21 protein-coding genes and 1 pseudogene are annotated in these 18,235 nt (G+C 61.2%); 9 read left to right on the top strand and 13 right to left on the bottom strand.

Translation table 11 applies throughout. The annotated features are described in order from the left end of the window. Window positions 1-11: 11 nt before the first annotated feature. On the bottom strand, window positions 12-1,052 hold the full coding sequence (locus AMC88_RS08795) for an alpha/beta hydrolase (RefSeq protein WP_012483497.1): 1,041 nt from the start codon (window positions 1,050-1,052) through the stop codon (window positions 12-14). A 235-nt stretch (window positions 1,053-1,287) separates the two neighbouring features. Here AMC88_RS08795 and AMC88_RS08790 point away from each other — a divergent pair, with 235 nt between their 5' ends. Next, window positions 1,288-1,851, top strand: a complete 564-nt coding sequence (locus tag AMC88_RS08790) for a nucleoside 2-deoxyribosyltransferase (RefSeq protein WP_012483496.1) — start codon at window positions 1,288-1,290, stop codon at window positions 1,849-1,851. Between the two features lie 12 nt (window positions 1,852-1,863). On the opposite strand, the gene AMC88_RS08785 is transcribed toward AMC88_RS08790, so the two are convergent. Next, window positions 1,864-2,751: a LysR family transcriptional regulator gene (locus tag AMC88_RS08785; RefSeq protein ID WP_012483495.1), complete on the bottom strand. Its 888-nt coding sequence runs from the start codon at window positions 2,749-2,751 to the stop codon at window positions 1,864-1,866. A 9-nt stretch (window positions 2,752-2,760) separates the two neighbouring features. Between AMC88_RS08785 and AMC88_RS08780 the strand changes: the two are divergent. From AMC88_RS08780 to AMC88_RS08770, 4 genes and pseudogenes are all read left to right on the top strand, one after another. Next, window positions 2,761-3,210 (top strand): annotated as a pseudogene (locus AMC88_RS08780) (SDR family NAD(P)-dependent oxidoreductase); the annotation flags it as partial. 429 nt (window positions 3,211-3,639) lie between these two features. Beyond that, the gene (locus tag AMC88_RS33565; protein ID WP_020465368.1) at window positions 3,640-3,798 is read left to right on the top strand and encodes a hypothetical protein; all 159 of its coding nucleotides are present in this window, start codon (window positions 3,640-3,642) and stop codon (window positions 3,796-3,798) included. Between the two features lie 125 nt (window positions 3,799-3,923). Then, a complete protein-coding gene (locus AMC88_RS08775) occupies window positions 3,924-4,229 on the top strand; it encodes a DUF1883 domain-containing protein (RefSeq protein WP_012483492.1) in 306 nt (101 codons plus the stop codon). A gap of 210 nt (window positions 4,230-4,439) precedes the next feature. Beyond that, entirely contained in the window at window positions 4,440-5,114 is a 675-nt protein-coding gene (locus AMC88_RS08770; RefSeq protein ID WP_012483491.1) for a VIT1/CCC1 transporter family protein, read from the top strand. A 31-nt stretch (window positions 5,115-5,145) separates the two neighbouring features. Here the strand turns inward: AMC88_RS08770 and AMC88_RS08765 are convergent, their stop codons facing one another. Beyond that, a complete protein-coding gene (locus tag AMC88_RS08765; RefSeq protein WP_012483490.1) occupies window positions 5,146-6,462 on the bottom strand; it encodes a replication-associated recombination protein A in 1,317 nt (438 codons plus the stop codon). Continuing rightward, window positions 6,459-7,862, bottom strand: a complete 1,404-nt coding sequence (locus tag AMC88_RS08760) for a DegQ family serine endoprotease (RefSeq protein ID WP_012483489.1) — start codon at window positions 7,860-7,862, stop codon at window positions 6,459-6,461. The genes AMC88_RS08765 and AMC88_RS08760 overlap by 4 nt, the downstream gene beginning before the upstream one ends. A 148-nt stretch (window positions 7,863-8,010) precedes the next feature. Here AMC88_RS08760 and AMC88_RS08755 point away from each other — a divergent pair, with 148 nt between their 5' ends. Both AMC88_RS08755 and AMC88_RS08750 read left to right on the top strand, forming a co-directional pair. Continuing rightward, window positions 8,011-8,391 carry a YkvA family protein gene (locus tag AMC88_RS08755; RefSeq protein ID WP_029531502.1) on the top strand — a complete coding sequence of 127 codons (381 nt, stop codon included), beginning with the start codon at window positions 8,011-8,013 and terminating at the stop codon, window positions 8,389-8,391. Between the two features lie 21 nt (window positions 8,392-8,412). Then, on the top strand, window positions 8,413-8,766 hold the full coding sequence (locus AMC88_RS08750; protein ID WP_012483487.1) for a lysozyme inhibitor LprI family protein: 354 nt from the start codon (window positions 8,413-8,415) through the stop codon (window positions 8,764-8,766). Between the two features lie 57 nt (window positions 8,767-8,823). On the opposite strand, the gene ilvD is transcribed toward AMC88_RS08750, so the two are convergent. Next, a complete protein-coding gene (gene ilvD, locus AMC88_RS08745) occupies window positions 8,824-10,662 on the bottom strand; it encodes a dihydroxy-acid dehydratase (protein ID WP_012483486.1) in 1,839 nt (612 codons plus the stop codon). A 333-nt stretch (window positions 10,663-10,995) separates the two neighbouring features. On the opposite strand from ilvD, the gene msrP reads away from it, so the two are divergent. Both msrP and msrQ read left to right on the top strand, forming a co-directional pair. After that, window positions 10,996-11,943 carry a protein-methionine-sulfoxide reductase catalytic subunit MsrP gene (gene msrP, locus AMC88_RS08740; RefSeq protein WP_012483485.1) on the top strand — a complete coding sequence of 316 codons (948 nt, stop codon included), beginning with the start codon at window positions 10,996-10,998 and terminating at the stop codon, window positions 11,941-11,943. Then, entirely contained in the window at window positions 11,943-12,599 is a 657-nt protein-coding gene (msrQ, locus tag AMC88_RS08735) for a protein-methionine-sulfoxide reductase heme-binding subunit MsrQ (protein ID WP_012483484.1), read from the top strand. Before msrP ends, msrQ begins: the two co-directional genes overlap by 1 nt. Before the next feature lie 4 nt (window positions 12,600-12,603). On the opposite strand, the gene AMC88_RS08730 is transcribed toward msrQ, so the two are convergent. The 8 genes from AMC88_RS08730 to secY all read right to left on the bottom strand — a co-directional run bounded on the left by AMC88_RS08730 (window position 12,604) and on the right by secY (window position 18,228). Next, on the bottom strand, window positions 12,604-12,924 hold the full coding sequence (locus AMC88_RS08730) for a ribosomal maturation YjgA family protein (RefSeq protein WP_225880748.1): 321 nt from the start codon (window positions 12,922-12,924) through the stop codon (window positions 12,604-12,606). A gap of 80 nt (window positions 12,925-13,004) precedes the next feature. Further along, window positions 13,005-13,388 (bottom strand): VOC family protein, encoded by a 384-nt coding sequence (locus AMC88_RS08725; RefSeq protein WP_012483482.1) that lies wholly within the window; start codon window positions 13,386-13,388, stop codon window positions 13,005-13,007. Between the two features lie 83 nt (window positions 13,389-13,471). Further along, entirely contained in the window at window positions 13,472-13,894 is a 423-nt protein-coding gene (gene rplQ, locus AMC88_RS08720) for a 50S ribosomal protein L17 (protein WP_009995243.1), read from the bottom strand. Window positions 13,895-14,018: 124 nt separating this feature from the next. Then, window positions 14,019-15,029 (bottom strand): DNA-directed RNA polymerase subunit alpha, encoded by a 1,011-nt coding sequence (locus AMC88_RS08715; RefSeq protein ID WP_003547579.1) that lies wholly within the window; start codon window positions 15,027-15,029, stop codon window positions 14,019-14,021. Window positions 15,030-15,126: 97 nt separating this feature from the next. Continuing rightward, entirely contained in the window at window positions 15,127-15,516 is a 390-nt protein-coding gene (gene rpsK / locus AMC88_RS08710) for a 30S ribosomal protein S11 (RefSeq protein WP_003547577.1), read from the bottom strand. 133 nt (window positions 15,517-15,649) lie between these two features. Beyond that, complete coding sequence (rpsM, locus tag AMC88_RS08705; RefSeq protein WP_008521297.1) at window positions 15,650-16,018, bottom strand: 30S ribosomal protein S13; 369 nt, start codon at window positions 16,016-16,018, stop codon at window positions 15,650-15,652. A 222-nt stretch (window positions 16,019-16,240) separates the two neighbouring features. After that, window positions 16,241-16,891, bottom strand: coding sequence for an adenylate kinase (locus AMC88_RS08700; RefSeq protein ID WP_012483481.1), 651 nt, complete (start codon window positions 16,889-16,891; stop codon window positions 16,241-16,243). Continuing rightward, on the bottom strand, window positions 16,888-18,228 hold the full coding sequence (gene secY, locus AMC88_RS08695; protein ID WP_004677631.1) for a preprotein translocase subunit SecY: 1,341 nt from the start codon (window positions 18,226-18,228) through the stop codon (window positions 16,888-16,890). The genes AMC88_RS08700 and secY overlap by 4 nt, the downstream gene beginning before the upstream one ends. Window positions 18,229-18,235 lie beyond the last annotated feature (7 nt).

Below are 18,235 nucleotides of genomic sequence, written 5' to 3'. Positions count from 1 at the left end.
GGCGTGGGCCGCTACTCCTGCGGTTTGTCCGCAAAATGTCGGATTGCAAACGCGGCGATAGTCTGGCTGGAACGGTCGGCATCGTCGAGCAGAGCGGGAAACAGCTGCCATTGATGCGGCATCCCCGGCCAGACTTCGGTGGTGACATCCACACCCGCCTGACGCGCCTTGTCGGCAAGGCGCAGCGTGTCGTCCAGCAGGGTTTCGCCGGAGCCGACCTGCAGCAGTAGCGGCGGAAAACCGGTCAGGTCGGCATAGAGCGGGGATATCTGGGGGTTGCTCGGGGACTTTCGGCCGAGATAGGCCTTGCGCAAAGTCTCGAGCCAGTCTTTGCCGACCAACGGATCGCTTTCGGCATTCGAAGTCATCGATCCGCCCGTCGCGGCAAGATCGGTGATGGGGCTGAGCGCGATGACGGCGGCGGGCAGCGCCTTTCCGGCCTGTATTTGCCGCAGCACCGTCTCGAGCGCGATATTGCCGCCGGCACCGTCGCCTGCCACCACGACATTGTCGTTGCGATAGCCATTGTCGAGAAGCCAGCGATAGGCCGTCACCGCGTCGTTGATCTGCGCGGGATAGGTATATTCGGGCATCAGCCGATAATTGATCAGCAGCACGTCGCTGGATGCCGCCTTGGCGAGCGAGCCGGCGAACAGGCCGTGCGTGCGGATGGAGCCGCCGGAAAAGCCGCCGCCATGAATATAGAGAATCACCCTCTCACCGATCGGGTGATGAAGCCGGGCGGGCCACATCAGTTCTGCATCGACGCCATCGGCATCGACCTGCCGAACCTGGATGCGCGTCGGTCCCGGCATCGTTTGCATCAGCCGCTCGAAAGCTGTCCGCCGCTCCTGCAGGCTGTCGGCGCCGGCAAAATGCTCCTTCCAGAGACGGAGGAGTTTTTCGACCTGCACACGCGAGCCCGGGCTTTGCGGCCCGATGTCCTGTCCCGGCACTGCCGACACCGATAGCAGCAGCGCCGCCGCCAAGGCAGGAAACAGGTATCCGAGGCGCCTAGGCGCTCTTCGATCTGGCAAAGTCCGACCCTTCATCAACCTCTCCCGATGATGCTGGCGATGGCGGTATCTTTGGCCGCTTCGCCCACCGGAGTCAAAAGGGTGTGGGGCATGAACCCTAGGCTTTTCCTGCGCCCGCATTAGCCGGTAGCCGAAAAAGAAAAACGACAATCCCTGCCGGCGCGGCTTGCCAATTGCCGCGCTTCCGTCGGAAATAAGCTGCCCTGCCCCAACCCCGGCGCTTCGGCTCGCGCCGGCATGAAGGATACCCATGACCACGATTTATCTTGCCGGCCCGGAAGTCTTTCTTCCCGATGCCACGCCCATCATGGTCGAGAAACGCCGATTGGCGCGCCAGTTCGGTTTCGAACCGATCGGTCCCGGCAGCGACGAAAATCAGACGCCGGTGAAGCGGACGGCCGCCGAGATCTACGCACGCAACGATGCCGCCATGCGCAAAGCCGAGATCTGCCTGGCTAACATCACGCCGTTTCGAGGTGTCAGCGCCGATCCGGGTACGGTCTATGAGATCGGCTTCATGATTGCACTCGGCAAATCGGTCTTCGCCTATACCAATCACCCCGACGACTACGGCTTGCGTGTTCGCTCGACCTGGTATGCGGGACAGCCGATCGATGAAACGAGCGGACGCCCGCGCGGACCGGATGGAATCGCAATTGAAAATCACGGCATGGCCGACAACCTGATGATCGACGGAGGGATCGAGGCAACGGGAGGCAAGGTTTTCCGTGCGATCGCGCTGCCGGCGGATCCTGCCCGCGACCTGACGATTTATTTCGAGGCGCTTCGGACGATTGCCAGCATGCGCGGATAGGAATGGGCATCCTTACTCGGCCCTGATTGCGTCGATGACCGCCCTGAAGCCGGCCGACATATGGCGGCGGCTGGGATAGTAAAGATAAAGCGGTTCCTCGGGCTGGCACCAGTCGTCGAGCACCTGGATCAGCTCGCCGCCGGCAATGGCCTTTTCGACGCGGGGCTCCCAGATGTAGGCAAGACCGACGCCGCCCAGCGCTGCCTGCGTCATCAGTTCGTGATCGTCGAGCGACAATGGTCCGGTCGGCTGAAAGCTCACGGTCTGGCCATCCTTCTCGAATTCCCAGGCATAACGCGCACCTGAAGGAAACATGTTCTGGATGCAGAGATGGCCCTTGAGCTCGTGCGGTGTCGCCGGTTTCGGCCGGGTCTCGAAATAGGCAGGCGAACCGACCACGACCAGGCGGATGCGCGGCTTGATGCGTAGCGCGATCATGCCCTCGGTGACACGCTCGCCGAAGCGGATGCCGGCATCGAAACCCTCCTCGACAATGTCGACCAGCCTGTCAGTCGCGTTGATCTCCAACTGCAAATTCGGATTGCGCTGGAGCAACGGCGCAATGACGCGGCCTATGACGAAGGGACCGATCGAATTCGGCACATTGATCCTCACCTTGCCGAAGGGTGTGTCGCGGTAACGGTTCAACGCATCGAGCGCCGCCGCCATTTCCCCGAGGGCCGGATCGAGATGAGAGACGAGGAGTTCGCCGGCTTCGGTCAGCGAGACACTGCGTGTCGTGCGGTTGAGCAGACGGACGCCGATCCGGTCCTCGAGATTGAGCACGGCGTGGCTGACGGCAGAGGCGGTAACGCCCCGTTCCTCCCCCGCCTTGCGAAAGCTTTTGTGGCGCGCCACAGCCGCGAAGGCCGCAAGTTCGGAGAGTTCGGTGGCGCGCATTGCTGAAGCGGCGGCTATTTCGGCTATCCCGGCTGGGGCATCTACGGCTCGACGAAATTCGCCGTCGAAGGCCTGTCGGAATCGCTGGCCGCCGAACTCGAACCCTTCGGCATCAAGGTGACGATCGTAGAGCCCGGCTTCTTCCGGACGGATTTTCTTTCCGACACGTCGCTGGCGGTGAGCCCGGCCTCGATTGTCGACTACGAAGGCACGCCGGCCGGCAACATGCGCAATTTCGCCGCCGACGCCGACCATGCCCAGCCCGGCAACCCTGCCAAGCTCGCCGCCGGCATCATGACGATGGTCAACGCGGCCAAGCCGCCGCTGCGCATGCCGTTCGGCAGCGATACGGTGGCCATGATCGAGGCGCAGCATGCGAGCGTCGAAAAGGAACTGGCCGCCTGGCGAGAGCTCGCCCTTTCCACGGATTTTGCAAGCGAAACAACGGCTGTGGCCTGAAGAGCCAAAACTAATGCCGCCGATGCACCCGCATTTCCGACTGCGGCGGCGGCACATCCTGGCGCGGAAAGAACGACTTGCGGCAATTGGCATTCGCCTTTCGGCGCGTGCCGACGCCGGTCTCGGAAACGATCCAGTGGTGACGCAGTAAGATCGAGAAAACCGGCGCGGCAGCTGATGGCAAGGAAAGGCGACAAGGTTGAGGCGACCGCAGTTGCGATCATTGAATCAGCTCCTCGACTTCGACCTGTTCGCAGCGCCATGTTTGCATCGGCATCGCGGACGGCAGCGGCCATCATTTTCAGCCCTTGCTTCGAAATTTCCGCCACCCGCCTTTATGCCATTTCTATATTTTCGCCCCTCGCCGCGAATGGATTTCCTATCGCGGCCGGCAGTAGACTCTAGCCATCATTGCAAGGGTCAAATGCCATGCGAAATATCATGTCCTCCACCTTCCACCCTCTCGGCCCACGCAGGATCAGGCGCGGCAGCCGGCAGATGCGCGAAAAGCGCACCGCCTGGGCCCTGATCGTCTTCAGCGTTCTGCTCGCCTGCGTCGAACTTTACATCGTTTACTCAGCGCTCTGAGCCCTTCCACGCTCGTTTCCGCGCAGCGCAAAAACGCAGCCGGGCCGAACAGCCGATTTCCAACTTTTCTTTAACCGGCCTGCTGGTAAAATCTCGGCTCAGAGACTTCAGATGCCGCGAGACCGATGCCGAAACCGAATTTCCGCTTCACCCATTACGATCTTAAGGAACAACGCGCCGGAACGATCGTCGAGGTGTCGTTGAATGCGGTGAACAATGTGCGCCTGATGACGGCGCCGAACTTCCAGCGCTTCACCGAAGTTCTCGATTTCAAATATATCGGCGGCGTGGCGCGCAAATCGCCGGTCAAGCTCGCCGTTCCGGAAAGCGGTCACTGGCACGTCGTCGTCGATATGGAAGGTCATCACGGGCTGGCGGAATCCGCCGTCAAGGTAATCGCCGCGCCAGCCAATCAGAAGACGCCGCGGTAGCATCGGGCCTCCTCTCGCGGAAGCGCCGCGCAGGCGCAGGCGCAGACGGCACCCTATCGGAAAAGACCCCGGTGGGAATATGGCCAATCATCCTGACCCTTGATCGCGATCAATGAGTTAGGCGGTTACGTCGATCACAATTCTTCAGGCACGAGCTGCAAATCGGCTCGAGGACGCGCGGCGCTGATTTTCATTACGTGGGAGTAGTCCATGACTTCGAACCCGATCGATCGCATCACCAAAATCATCGATCCAGGTGATGCGCTCGGCGAAGTCCTTTTCGGATTGATCATGGCGCTGACCTTGACGGTTGGTTCGAGGCTTGTTTTTGAAGAAGAAGGATTAGATGTCCACGAGCTGATCGTGGCGACGATCGGATGCAATGTCGCGTGGGGGATCATCGACGCCGTCCTGTTCGTGCTGGGTACCACGTTTTACAAGAGCAGGCGGCTGCGCCTTTTCCGGCAAATCAAAGCCGCCGGAAACGAATCTGAAGCGCTCACCGTGCTCGCGAACGAATTCCCGATTAAAGAAGCGCCATTCTCTGCGAAAGCCGCCGACACGGACGCGCTCTATCGATCACTGCTGACGCTCACACGCCGGGCCGACCCAGTGAAAGTGTCGTTATCGGAAGGCGATCTGTCCGCCGCAATCGCCGTCTTCCTGCTGGTTTCGGCTACCGCCATTCCGGCAGTTCTCCCATTCTTTCTCCTTGAAGAGGCGCACCTTGCCTTGAGGGTCAGCAACCTGTTTCTGATCATGCTGCTGTTTGTGACCGGTTATGCGTGGGCGAAATTTTCCGGTGGCAGGCCCCTTCAGGCAGGCATGACGATGACGTGCCTCGGATTGCTGCTGGTTGCAATAGCCATCGCTCTTGGCGGCTGAGCCGCGTTCGCCAACCGAATAGCTGGAGGCGTTAGCGCGGATTGCGCTCCTTGCGAAGCTTCGCCCACCATTCCAGCCGCTTGCGGATGTCGCGCTCGAAACCACGCTCCGGCGGGTCATAGAAGGTCTGCCGGCCCATCTTCTCCGGGAAATAGTCCTGGCCGGAAAAGGCGTCGGGCTCGTCATGGTCGTAGCGATAACCTTCGCCATACCCCTCGCCCTTCATCAGCTTGGTCGGCGCGTTGAGGATATGCTTCGGCGGCAGGAGCGAGCCGTTCTGCTTGGCGGCCTGGCTTGCGGCCTTGAAGGCGGTGTAGACGGCATTGGATTTCGGCGCGGTGGCGAGATAGACGCAGGCCTGGGCCAGCGCCAGCTCCCCTTCCGGCGAGCCGAGATACTCATAGGCATCCTTGGCGGCATTGCAGATCACCAGCGCCTGCGGATCGGCAAGACCGATATCCTCCACCGCCATGCGCACCAGCCGCCGGCCGAGATAGAGCGGATCCTCGCCGGCATCGAACATGCGGGCGAGATAATAGAGGGCGGCGTCCGGGTCCGAGCCGCGCACGGATTTATGCAGTGCCGAGATCAGATTGTAATGGCCATCCTGCGCCTTGTCATAGACCGGCGCGCGGCGCTGGACGATGCGCGTCAGACCTTCGGTGTCGAAACTCTCGCCCTCGCGCGCGGCCCGCCAGACCTCCTCGGCAAGCGTCAGCACCGCGCGGCCGTCGCCATCGGCCATGCGGATCAGGCTGGCGCGGGCTTCCTCCGTCAGCGGCAGCGGCTTCTGCTCGATCGCCTCGGCGCGTTTCAGCAATTCCTCCAGGCTCTGCTCGTCATGCGATTTGAACGTTAGCACGCGGGACCGCGATAAAAGAGCGGCGTTGAGTTCGAAGGACGGGTTTTCGGTGGTGGCGCCGACAAGGATGACGGTGCCATCCTCCATGACAGGCAAGAAACTGTCCTGCTGGGCGCGGTTGAAGCGATGGATCTCGTCGACAAACAGCAGCGTCTGGCGGCCGTCCATGCGGCGAAGGCGGGCAGTCTCGAATACCTTCTTCAGATCAGCGACGCCGGAAAAGATCGCCGAGATCTGCTCGAAGGCCAGCCCCGCCTCGCCGGACAGCAGACGCGCCACCGTCGTCTTGCCGGTGCCGGGCGGCCCCCAGAAGATCATCGAGCCGAGCGAGCCGCTTTCGATCATCCGCTTCAGTACGCCATCCTCACCGGTCAGATGCTCCTGACCGGTGACCTCGGCAAGCGTCTTCGGCCGCAGCCGGTCGGCAAGCGGCCGCCTGGCGGCGACCTCCTCCGGAACACTCGGCGCGAAGAGATCGTTGCTCATCGGAAGAACTGCCGGATCCGCTGACCGTCGCGCTCGATCTCGACCCGCCAGAGGCCGGGGTCGCTCTCGGCGATTTCGGAAAGTTCGCTGGTGGACTTCACCTCGGTGCCGTTGATCGAGACGATGATGTCCTTCGGCTCGAAACCGAGACGGGCGGCCGGCGAATCCTCCTTCACCTCGGAGACGACGACGCCTGCCGATTCCGGCGGCATGCGTAATTCATCGGCAACACGCGGCGACAGGTTCTCGACCACAGCGCCGCTGAAGGGGGTGCGCCCGCCGATGGTGCGCTGATCTCGCGGCGAGGTTTCCGGGGCGCGATCGAGCGTCAGCGACAGCTGCTGCTCGCGGCCGTTCTCGACGACGGTGAGTTTGACCGACTTGCCGAGGCCGGCCGTCGTCAGCCGGTAAAGCAGCGCATCCGGATGTTCGACGGAAATACCGTCGACAGCGGTGACGATTTCGCCGGCCTTCAATCCGGACTTGGCGGCCGGGCCGCCCTCCGAAACCTTGACGACGAGCGCGCCGCGAACCTTGTTCAGCCCCAGCGCCTCAGCGACTTCAGAGGTCACGGCATCGAAGCTCGCGCCTACATAGGGCCGCTCGAAAGATTTGACGCCGGCGTCGGCCGAAGCGAGGAAGACCTTGACAAGATTGGCGGGAATGGCGAAGCCGATGCCGTTCGAGCCGCCGCCGCGCGAGAAGATCGCCGTGTTGATGCCGATCAGCTCGCCTTTCATGTTCATCAGAGCGCCACCGGAATTGCCAGGATTGATCGAGGCGTCGGTTTGGATGAAGAAGCCGAACTCGTTCCTGACCACCTGGTTGCGGGCAAGTGCGGAGACGATGCCGCTCGTCACCGTCTGGCCAACGCCGAAGGGATTGCCGATTGCCAGCACGAGATCGCCGACCTCGACCGCATCGGAATTGCCGATCGGCAGCGTCGGGAAGCTCTCCTTGGTATCGATCTTCAGCACGGCGAGATCGACACGGTCATCGCGCAGCACCACCTTGCAGGGGAATTCGCGGCCATCCGGCAGCGCCACCTTGATGTCGTCGGCGCCCTCGACGACGTGATTGTTGGTGACGACGGTGCCGTTCGCCTCGACGATGACGCCCGAGCCGAGCGAGGACTGCTTTTCCGAACGGTTTGGCATCTGCTGGCCGAAAAACTGCTCGAAGAAGGGATCGCCGGCAAAGGGCGACTGGCGCTGGATGGTCTTTTCCGCATAGACATTGACGACAGCGCCGGATGTCTGCTTGACCAGCGGCGCGAAGGAGAGCTGCATCTGCATCTGGCTCTCGGGTACCGTCTTTGTCGTCTGTGCGTAAGCCGCAGCCGGCAGAAGCAGCGTCAGAGCGAGCAGCGAAACGGAGGCGTGTTTGAACAGGCCTTGCATGATTATCCCTTTTGAATCCTCTAGAAAAATTGTTTTAGCGTCCGACGCTAGAAAGGAAAGAGGGCGGAAGCATGGAAGAATAAGGCAGCCGACGACCTCAAGAGATTTTGCTTGAAGCCTTTGCGAATTCGATTCAGGAAGATCGGCCATGCAACTGATATCAAAAGCCAAAAACTGGGCGAAGTCACTGAAGCGTGACATCGTCGCCCTGTGGCTTGCCGCGCGCGATGCCAGGGTGCCCTGGTATGCAAAAGCAGTGGCGGGCGCCGTCGCGGCCTATGCCCTGTCGCCGGTCGATCTCATCCCGGATTTCATTCCTGTGCTCGGCTATCTCGACGATCTCGTCATCGTGCCGCTCGGCATCCTGCTGGCGACGCGGCTCGTCCCGCCCGACTTGATGAGCGAGCTTCGCGAGGAAGCTGCAAGACGCATCGAACGCCCTTCCGGCCGAAGCGGCCTGATCTTCATCCTTGCCGTCTGGCTCATCTGCCTCATCTTTCTGGTTCTGGCGGTGCGCAGGCTGGTCTGACCGGCGGCAAGGAGAGTTTGAATGATGACGACGAAAGCGATGGCGACGGTCCTTGGTCTTACAATCCTGGCCATCACATCGGGCATGGCCCAGGCGGCGAGCTTCGACTGCGAAGGCAAAGAATTGAAACCGGACGAAAAGGTCATCTGCGACAACCGCGCCCTCAACGATGCCGACGTGAAGATGGCGACGAGTTTCGAGCTGCTCTCCGGCCTGCTGGCCATGGGCTCACGCGGCACTTTGCAGGACGAGCAGACGGCCTGGCTGAAGAAGCGGCAGGAATGCGGAGCGGATGCCGCCTGCCTCAAGGCCGCCTATGAGGAGCGGCTGAAGCAGCTCGGCGAGACCTATAAAAACATCAACCGGCCGCTTTGAAAGCGACCGGTCGGTAGAGCAGCGGACTCTTAATCAGCGGGTTATAGGTTCGACCAGTTAGCGGGCGTTCAGATCGCGGACGGCACCGCGGTCGGCACTCGTCGCGAAAGCAGCGTAGGCCTTGAGCGCGGTGGTGACGTTGCGCTTGCGGACTTCTGTGGGATGCCAGCCCTTGCCGTCCTGCTCGGCCCGGCGGTCGGCAAGCTCGGCTTCGCTGACGCGCAGGCTGATGGTGCGGTTCGGGATGTCGATGTCGATCATGTCGCCTTCGCGCACCAGGCCGATTGTGCCGCCATTGGCCGCTTCCGGCGAGACATGGCCGATCGAGAGGCCGGAGGTGCCGCCGGAGAAGCGGCCGTCGGTGATCAGCGCACAGGCCTTGCCGAGGCCCTTCGACTTCAGATAGCTCGTCGGATAGAGCATTTCCTGCATGCCGGGGCCGCCCTTCGGGCCTTCATAGCGGATGACGACGACGTCGCCGGCCTTGACTTCATTGGCAAGGATTGCCTTGACCGATCCATCCTGGCTTTCAAAGACGCGTGCCGGACCGGAGAATTTCAGGATTGATTCATCGACGCCGGCGGTTTTGACGATACAGCCGTCGATGGCGAGATTGCCCTTGAGCACGGCAAGGCCACCGTCTTTCGAGAAAGGATGTTCGACCGAACGAATGACGCCGTTCTGGCGATCCGTGTCGAGGTCGTCCCAGCGGGCTTCCTGGCTGAAGGCGACTTGGGTCGGGATGCCGCCGGGTGCGGCGCGATAGAAATTGCGGACAGTGTCGCTGTTGGTGCGGGTAATGTCCCAGCGGTCGATAGCATCGCCCAGCGTCTCGGCATGCACGGTCGGGCAATCGCGGTTCAGCAGCCCGCCCTTGTCGAGCTCTCCGAGGATCGACATGATGCCACCGGCGCGATGGACGTCTTCCATATGCACGTCGCTCTTAGCAGGTGCGACCTTCGAAAGGCACGGCACGCGGCGCGACAGCGCGTCGATATCGGCCATGGTGAAATCGACCTCGCCTTCATGGGCGGCGGCGAGGATGTGGAGAACGGTATTGGTCGAGCCGCCCATGGCGATATCGAGGGCCATGGCATTCTCGAAGGCCTGCTTGGAGGCGATGGTGCGCGGCAGCGCCTTGACGTCGTCCTGCTCGTAATAGCGGCGGGCGAGATCGACGATCAGGTGGCCGGCCTCGACGAAGAGGCGCTTGCGGTCTGCGTGGGTGGCGAGCGTCGAACCGTTGCCGGGCAGCGATAGGCCGAGCGCTTCGGTCAGGCAGTTCATCGAATTGGCGGTGAACATGCCGGAGCAGGAACCGCAGGTCGGACAGGCGGAACGCTCGATGACCTTGACGTCTTCGTCGGAGATCTTGTCGTCGGCCGCGGCGACCATGGCGTCGACGAGATCGAGCGCATGGGTCTTGCCGTGCAGGACAACCTTGCCGGCTTCCATCGGGCCGCCCGAGACGAAGACGGTCGGGATATTGAGACGCAGCGACGCCATCAGCATGCCAGGGGTGATCTTGTCGCAGTTGGAAATGCAGACCATGGCGTCGGCGCAATGAGCATTGACCATATATTCGACGCTGTCGGCGATGAGTTCGCGCGACGGCAGCGAATAGAGCATGCCGTCATGGCCCATGGCGATGCCGTCGTCGACGGCGATGGTGTTGAACTCCTTGGCGACACCGCCGGCCGCCTCGATTTCGCGGGCGACGAGCTGGCCGAGATCCTTCAGGTGCACGTGGCCGGGCACGAACTGGGTGAAGGAATTCACCACCGCGATGATCGGCTTGCCGAAATCCGAATCCTTCATGCCCGTGGCGCGCCAAAGGCCGCGCGCGCCTGCCATGTTGCGGCCGTGGGTCGTGGTTCTGGAACGGTAAGCTGGCATCGGTGTCTTCCTCGACGTGTCGGAAATGATCAGGCTAAGCGAAGCGGCATGAAGCCTGCGGGCCGGGCGAACGCTGCCTTTTGGAATTGTCCTAATCCAATCGACCGGGGCTGTCACTACCGGCAAGGTCAAATCCGGTACGCCGCGAAAGGAGCGCCTTGAACGCCATCGATGGTATACGGTTGGGCGCGCGGTTTGGTTACAGCCTATTCCATCACAGGCGAACACAAAAAATTGGCTTCCCGTCGGCGAGATTCAGGGCATAGCTAATCCGAACATGCGGGCGGTTCGTTTAAGAACTATATTCAAGAAATCCGCCCTGGAGGTTTCGACATGCCAAGCTATCGCCCCCCGAAGATCGCGTCGTCGGAGATCACGCCGCGCCGGATCTATATGCGCCGGCGGGAGTTCCTCGGTGCTGCAGCGCTCGGCGCCGTGGCGCTTTATGGCGCCGGCAAGGCGAGTGCTGCGGCCCTCCCCGCCGTCGAGAGCAAGTATAAGCTGGATGAGAAGCCGACGCCGCTCAAGGACGTCACCACCTACAACAATTTCTATGAATTCGGCCTCGACAAAGGCGATCCCGCGGCAAATTCCGGCGCTTTCAAGCCGCTGCCCTGGACGGTCAAGGTTGACGGCATGGTCAACAAACCAGGCACCTTCGACCTCGAGGCGCTGATGAAGGAATTCCCGATCGAGGAGCGCACCTACCGGATGCGCTGCGTCGAGGCCTGGTCGATGGTCATTCCATGGGACGGCTTTCCGCTGGCATCGCTGCTCGACAAGGTGGAGCCGCTCGGCAGCGCCAAATATGTCGCCTTCGAAACCATCGTACGGCCGGAGGAGATGCCGGGACAGAAGGGTTTCTTCCAGTCGCTCGACTGGCCTTATGTCGAGGGCCTGCGCCTCGACGAAGCGCGTCACCCGCTGACGCTGCTTGCCGTCGGGCTCTATGGAGAAACGCTGGCGAACCAGAACGGCGCGCCGATCCGCCTCGTCGTGCCGTGGAAATACGGCTTCAAGGGCATCAAGTCGATCGTCAGAATCACCCTCACCGACCAGCAGCCGAAAAACACCTGGCAGGTCACCAATCCGCAGGAATACGGCTTCTACGCCAACGTCAATCCTGCCGTCGACCATCCGCGCTGGAGTCAGGCAAGCGAGCGGCGCATCGGCGAAGGCGGCTTCTTCGGCGCGAGCCGCCATCCCACCCTGCCCTTCAACGGTTATGCCGACGAGGTGGCGAGCCTCTATGCCGGCATGGACCTGAAGGCGAACTTCTGATGGCGGAACTGTCGATTGCCATCCCGAAACGCTGGCAACCCGCCTCCGTCTGGCTGCTTTACGCCGTCGGGCTCCTGCCGGCCGCCTGGACCTTCTATCTCGGCGCGACAGAGCAGCTCGGCGCCGATCCGGTCAAGACTTTCGAGCTCTTCCTCGGCATCTGGACGATCCGCTTCCTGATTCTGACGCTTGCCGTCTCCCCTGTCCGCGAGTTGTTCGGCTGGAACTATCTGCGCTACCGCCGCGCACTCGGCCTTTTGACCTTCTACTACGCGCTGATGCACTTCACCGTCTATATGGTGCTCGACCAGGCGATGGATATCCAAGCGGTGATCAACGATGTGCTGAAGCGCCCTTTCATCATGTTCGGCATGGCGGCCCTGGCGATGCTCGTTCCCCTGGCGGTGACATCCAATAATGTCTCGATCCGCCGCCTCGGCGCGAGCTGGAACTGGCTGCACCGCCTCGTTTACGTCATCGCCGCCAGCGGAGCGCTGCATTTTGCCCTCTCGACCAAGATCCTCGATCTCGAACAATATATTTACGTTGGGCTGATCATCGCGCTCATCCTCTACCGCTCCTGGCGGCCGATCGCCCGCAGCCGGAAGAAGAGCCAGGGGCGTACGCGCAATCGGGCGGTGGCGTCGGCTTCGTGAGGGATCACCGGCGCGCGGGATCGAACATGCAGGCCGTGACTATGCCGATCACGTAAGCCAGGATGTTCCAGAGGGAAAAGATGCGGCCGAGCAGCAGCGCGCCTGCTGTTGTCAGCCGAAACGCATCGAGCCAGGGCGTATGATAGAGCCGGAACAGTTCCACTGAGATTGCCAGGAACAGCGCGATGACGGCAAGGATTGCCGGGCGTGACCTTGCGGCAAAGAGCCCCACGAATAGATACACCATCGCGCCCCATAGGGCCGATCCGCCATATTTGACGATTACGAACGGCAGACCGGCTGCATAGCCGAAACCTCTGAGCATCAAACCGGCGACAATGACGGCGAGCAGGGCCGCGGCACGTTGGGCCTGCCTCCGCACCAGCAGGTTTCGAAAGGCACCTTTCACGATCCGACCGCCGGCTGATTGATCATTGCCTCGATATTGTAGCCGTCGGGATCGAGCACGAAGCAGGCGTAGTAATCCGGCGCGTATTCCAGACGCGGGCCGGGAGCGCCGTTATCCCTGGCGCCGGCTTTCAGCGCGGCGTGATGAAACGCATCGACCTCGGCCTTGCCGCAAGCCCTGAAAGCGACGTGAACGCGGGTCAAGGGCGGCGGGCTATCCGCCTGCTGAATCTCGAACAGGCAGCCATTGCCGATATCGAAGGCCCAGAAGACGCTCTCCTTACCGAAGGCAAGCCGATAACCCAGGGGTAAGAACGCTTTTTCGTAGAAGAGCTTGCTATTCGACAAATTACTCACCGCGATGGTTATGTGGTCGATCATGGCGCTGGTCACTCATCAAAAATGCAGGAACGAAAAAGCCGGGCGCAAGGCCCGGCTTTCTTGTTTTCCGAAATCGGAAAATCTTAGGCAGCGACGGCCTGCTCTTCGGCGGCGACGCGAGCCTTGTCGGCGGCGCCCTTGGCGTAGGTGTCGCGGTCAACGAATTCGATGACGGCCATGGCGGCATTGTCGCCCTGGCGGAAACCGGCCTTCATAATACGCAGGTAGCCGCCGTTGCGGGTGGCGTAACGCGTTGCGATCGTGTCGAACAGCTTCGAAACGACAGCGGCGTCGCGGATCTGCGAGATCGCCTGACGGCGAGCGTGCAGGTCGCCGCGCTTGCCGAGCGTGACGAGCTTCTCGACGATCGGACGGATTTCCTTGGCCTTCGGCAGGGTCGTGACGATCTGCTCGTGGGTGATCAGCGAAGCAGCCATGTTGGCGAACATCGCCTTACGATGGCTTGCGGTTCTGTTCAGCTTGCGGCCGGCCTTTGCGTGGCGCATTGCTCTTCTCCTTTAATGCAGTGCCCTTACTTGATTACCGGGCCTGCCGTTTCCTGGCACATGCAGGCGATATGCCTGCTGTTTGACGGGGAAAGGCAGCCGATAGAGCCTGCCTTTTGTTTTCTCAGTACTGGTCTTCGTAACGCTTGGCGAGATCTTCGATGTTCTCGGGCGGCCATGCCGGCACTTCCATGCCGAGGTGCAGGCCCATGGAAGCGAGAACTTCCTTGATTTCGTTCAGCGACTTGCGACCAAAATTCGGGGTGCGGAGCATTTCTGCTTCGGTCTTCTGAATGAGGTCGCCGATGTAGACGATGTTGTCGTTCTTCAGGCAGTTTGCCGAACGGACCGACAGTTCGAGTTCGTCCACCTTCTTCAGCAGAGCCGGGTTGAAAGCGAGTTCCGTGACTGCTTCCTCTTCGGTTTCCTTCTGCGGCTCGTCGAAGTTGACGAAGACGCCAAGCTGATCCTGGAGGATGCGCGCCGCAAAAGCGACGGCGTCTTCGCCGGTGATCGAGCCATCGGTTTCGATGGTCATGTTCAGCTTGTCGTAGTCGAGAACCTGTCCTTCGCGGGTATTTTCAACCTTGTAGGACACCTTCTTGACCGGCGAATAAAGGCTGTCGACCGGGATGAGACCGATCGGAGCATCTTCCGCACGATTGCGCTCGGCCGGAACGTAGCCCTTGCCGTTGTTGACGGTGAATTCCATGCGGATTTCGGCGCCCTCGTCGAGCGTGCAGATCACATGCTCGGGGTTGAGGATTTCGATATCGCCGACCGTCTGGATGTCGCCAGCCGTAACAACGCCCGGACCCTGCTTACGCACGACCATGCGCTTCGCGTCGTCGCCATCCATCTTGATGGCGATTTCCTTGATGTTGAGCACGATGTCCGTGACGTCTTCGCGAACGCCCGGAATCGAGGAGAATTCATGCAGCACGCCGTCGATCTGCACCGCCGTGACGGCAGCACCGCGCAGCGAGGAGAGCAGAACGCGGCGCAGCGCGTTGCCGAGGGTGAGTCCGAAGCCGCGCTCCAGCGGTTCAGCAACGAGCGTCGCCCTGGTGCGCGAGCTCGAGGAGAACTCCACCTTGTTCGGCTTGATCAGTTCCTGCCAGTTCTTCTGAATCATGAGTTTGCCTTCCGTTCGTTGCCACCATCCAATCGTGACAACCGAGCTTGAAAACCACCGGGAGCGCGAAAGCGCTCACCGGTGACGATAGCGATGATCAGACGCGGCGCTTCTTGCGCGGACGGCAGCCATTGTGCGGGATCGGGGTCACGTCGCGGATGGACGTGATCATGAAACCCGCAGCCTGGAGCGCGCGCAGAGCCGATTCACGACCCGAACCCGGACCGCAGACTTCGACTTCCAGCGACTTCATGCCGTGCTCCTGGGCCTTCTTGGCGCAGTCTTCGGCAGCGATCTGGGCAGCGAACGGGGTCGACTTGCGCGAGCCCTTGAAGCCCTTGGCGCCAGCCGACGACCAGGCGATTGCATTGCCCTGCGCATCGGTGATGGTGATCATCGTGTTGTTGAAGGTCGAGTTGACGTGAGCGACACCCGACGAGATATTCTTGCGCTCGCGACGGCGAACGCGGACGGCTTCCTTAGCCATGCTATTCCTTTCGTTGATCTCTTCACCGCCGTAATGCCAGCGGCTACACCGGAACGGCGCCTATATGGTCCCGCTCCAAACTCAAAAGAGGCCGGCGCAGATCGCCAGCCCCCTCATCCCGGTTTCCCGGAAATTACTTCTTCTTGCCAGCGATTGCCTTTGCCGGGCCCTTACGGGTGCGGGCATTGGTGTGCGTGCGCTGACCACGGACCGGAAGGCCGCGGCGATGACGCAGGCCGCGGTAGCAGCCGAGATCCATCAGGCGCTTGATGTTCATCGCGGTTTCGCGACGAAGATCACCCTCGACCTGATAGTCGCGGTCGATGGCTTCGCGGATCTGAAGGACTTCAGCGTCCGTCAGCTGATGCACACGACGTTCAGCCGGGATACCGACCTTCTCGACGATTTCCTGTGCGAATTTCGGACCGATCCCGTGAATGTAGGTCAGCGCGATGACAACGCGCTTTGCAGTCGGGATGTTGACGCCAGCGATACGTGCCACGCCTGTTCTCCTTGCATTCCAGTTGCCATCCGGCAAGTGGGCTTCGTTATGCGGTCTTTGGAACCGCCCGTTCAAATTTAGGTCCGCAACATGTCAAAACGACCGAACCCGGACTTCCCTGGGAAATCCGCGCCGATCGCATGGAATGTCGCGAGTTGGCGCGGTGTTTAGCGGAATCACTGCTGAAAAGCAACCGTTCCGCCAAGTTTTATTTTCAAAGCCTTAAAGCTTGGAAAGAATGCTCTCGACCTCGGTTGTCACCTGATCGATCTCTGCCATGCCGTCGACGGACCTGAGTTTGCCCTTGGCATAGTAATATCCGATCAGCGGCGAGGTTTCCTTATAGTAGACCTCGAGACGCTTGATCATCGTCTCGGCGTTGTCGTCAGGACGACGCTTGAAGTGAGTCGAACCGCACTTGTCGCATACGCCTTCCTCGACCGGAACCTTGTCCGTGTCATGATAGACAGTGCCGCACTGTGCGCAGGTGTAACGTCCATCCACGCGGCGGACGAGTTCCTGGTCGTCGACGCGAAACTCGATAACCACCGAAAGGTCGAGTCCCTTGGCTTTCAGCATCGCCTCGGTGGCGTCCGCCTGGACCAGAGTCCGGGGGAAGCCGTCGAGAATGAAGCCGTTGGCGCAATCGGGCTGGTCGATTCGCTCAGAGACGATGGCGATAACGATCTCGTCCGAGACCAGCTTGCCGGCGTCCATCACCGCCTTGGCGCGCTTGCCAACTTCTGTGCCGACACCTACTGCCGCACGCAGCATATCTCCCGTGGAAAGCTGCGGAATGCCGTGCTTTTCCACGATCCGCTGGGCCTGGGTTCCCTTACCCGCACCCGGCGGCCCCAAAAGGATAAGTCTCATCGCCCCCTCTTTCCTCCACGCAACTTCGATTTCTTGATCAGGCCTTCGTATTGCTGCGCGATCAGGTGACCCTGGATCTGTGCAACCGTATCAAGAGTTACGCTAACCACGATCAAAAGCGAAGTCCCACCAAGGGATAATGGAATGCCGGTTTGCGACACCAGAATCTCCGGAAGGATGCAGACGAAGACGAGATAGATCGCGCCGATCAGCGTGATGCGGGTCAGCACGTAGTCGATATATTCGGCGGTGCGCTCACCCGGACGAATGCCGGGAATGAAGCCGCCGTGCTTCTTCAGATTGTCGGCCGTGTCTTTCGGATTGAAGACGATGGCGGTGTAGAAGAAGGCGAAGAAAGCAATCAGTGCCGCATAGAGCACCATATAGAGCGGCCGACCATGGCCGAGCGCCGCAACGATCGACGTTGCCCAGGCCGGCATTGCGGTGGTGCTGGCAAAGCCGGCGATCGTGGCCGGCAGCAGCAGCAGCGACGAGGCGAAAATCGCCGGGATGACGCCTGAGGTGTTGAGCTTCAGCGGCAGATGCGAGGTATCGCCCTGGAACATGCGGTTGCCGACCTGGCGCTTCGGATACTGAATCAGCAGCCGGCGCTGCGCCCGCTCGACGAAGACGATAACGCCGATGACGCCGATCGCGACGATAATGACCAGCAGGATGAGCGGGGTCGACAGCGCACCGGTGCGCCCAAGCTCGAGTGTGCCCGCCAGAGCCGTAGGAAGACCGGCGGCGATGCCGGCGAAGATGATCAGCGAAATACCGTTGCCGATGCCGCGCGAGGTGATCTGCTCGCCGAGCCACATCAGGAACATCGTACCGCCGAGCAGCGTCAGGACGGTGGAAACACGGAAGAACCAGCCCGGGTCGACGACGAGGCCCTGGCCGCTCTCAAGACCGGCGGCAATGCCGTAGGCCTGCAGCGCACCGAGAATCACCGTGCCGTAACGGGTATACTGGTTGATGATCTTGCGGCCCTGCTCGCCTTCCTTCTTCAGGTTTTCGAGCGCCGGCACGACCGAGGTCATCAGCTGCACGATGATCGAAGCGGAAATATAGGGCATGATGCCGAGCGCGAAGATCGCCATGCGCTGAACGGCGCCGCCCGAGAACATGTTGAAAAGGCCGAGAATGCCGCCTGCCTGGCCGCGGAAAGCCTGGGCATAGGCTTCGGGATTGAGACCCGGAAGCGGAATATGGGTGCCGAGCCTGTAGACGAGGAGAGCTGCCAGTGTGAACCACAGGCGCTTCTTCAAATCCTCGGCTTTGGCAAAGGTCGAAAAATTGAGGTTGGATGCCAATTGTTCCGCTGCAGAAGCCATGCGATTC

It is taken from the genome of Rhizobium phaseoli, assembly GCF_001664385.1.
Classification (GTDB): Bacteria; Pseudomonadota; Alphaproteobacteria; order Rhizobiales; family Rhizobiaceae; genus Rhizobium; species Rhizobium phaseoli.
The sequence above is the reverse complement of the archived record's forward strand: the minus strand, read 5'-3'. Positions and strand labels throughout refer to the sequence as shown.

Bases quoted from the DNA above. Each gene is read 5' to 3' on its own strand.
- msrQ (WP_012483484.1), top strand. From the start codon at position 11,943: ATGGCGGAACTGTCGATTGCCATCCCGAAACGCTGGCAACCCGCCTCC.
- ilvD (WP_012483486.1), bottom strand. From the start codon at position 10,662: ATGCCAGCTTACCGTTCCAGAACCACGACCCACGGCCGCAACATGGCA.
- AMC88_RS08790 (WP_012483496.1), top strand. From the start codon at position 1,288: ATGACCACGATTTATCTTGCCGGCCCGGAAGTCTTTCTTCCCGATGCC.
- AMC88_RS08700 (WP_012483481.1), bottom strand. From the start codon at position 16,891: ATGAGACTTATCCTTTTGGGGCCGCCGGGTGCGGGTAAGGGAACCCAG.
- AMC88_RS08725 (WP_012483482.1), bottom strand. From the start codon at position 13,388: ATGATCGACCACATAACCATCGCGGTGAGTAATTTGTCGAATAGCAAG.
- AMC88_RS08730 (WP_225880748.1), bottom strand. From the start codon at position 12,924: ATGCTCAGAGGTTTCGGCTATGCAGCCGGTCTGCCGTTCGTAATCGTC.
- AMC88_RS08795 (WP_012483497.1), bottom strand. From the start codon at position 1,052: ATGAAGGGTCGGACTTTGCCAGATCGAAGAGCGCCTAGGCGCCTCGGA.
- AMC88_RS08770 (WP_012483491.1), top strand. From the start codon at position 4,440: ATGACTTCGAACCCGATCGATCGCATCACCAAAATCATCGATCCAGGT.
- AMC88_RS08785 (WP_012483495.1), bottom strand. From the start codon at position 2,751: ATGCGCGCCACCGAACTCTCCGAACTTGCGGCCTTCGCGGCTGTGGCG.
- AMC88_RS08750 (WP_012483487.1), top strand. From the start codon at position 8,413: ATGATGACGACGAAAGCGATGGCGACGGTCCTTGGTCTTACAATCCTG.
- AMC88_RS08765 (WP_012483490.1), bottom strand. From the start codon at position 6,462: ATGAGCAACGATCTCTTCGCGCCGAGTGTTCCGGAGGAGGTCGCCGCC.
- rpsK (WP_003547577.1), bottom strand. From the start codon at position 15,516: ATGGCTAAGGAAGCCGTCCGCGTTCGCCGTCGCGAGCGCAAGAATATC.
- AMC88_RS08755 (WP_029531502.1), top strand. From the start codon at position 8,011: ATGCAACTGATATCAAAAGCCAAAAACTGGGCGAAGTCACTGAAGCGT.
- rplQ (WP_009995243.1), bottom strand. From the start codon at position 13,894: ATGCGCCACGCAAAGGCCGGCCGCAAGCTGAACAGAACCGCAAGCCAT.
- AMC88_RS08775 (WP_012483492.1), top strand. From the start codon at position 3,924: ATGCCGAAACCGAATTTCCGCTTCACCCATTACGATCTTAAGGAACAA.
- AMC88_RS33565 (WP_020465368.1), top strand. From the start codon at position 3,640: ATGCGAAATATCATGTCCTCCACCTTCCACCCTCTCGGCCCACGCAGG.
- AMC88_RS08760 (WP_012483489.1), bottom strand. From the start codon at position 7,862: ATGCAAGGCCTGTTCAAACACGCCTCCGTTTCGCTGCTCGCTCTGACG.
- msrP (WP_012483485.1), top strand. From the start codon at position 10,996: ATGCCAAGCTATCGCCCCCCGAAGATCGCGTCGTCGGAGATCACGCCG.
- AMC88_RS08715 (WP_003547579.1), bottom strand. From the start codon at position 15,029: ATGATTCAGAAGAACTGGCAGGAACTGATCAAGCCGAACAAGGTGGAG.
- secY (WP_004677631.1), bottom strand. From the start codon at position 18,228: ATGGCTTCTGCAGCGGAACAATTGGCATCCAACCTCAATTTTTCGACC.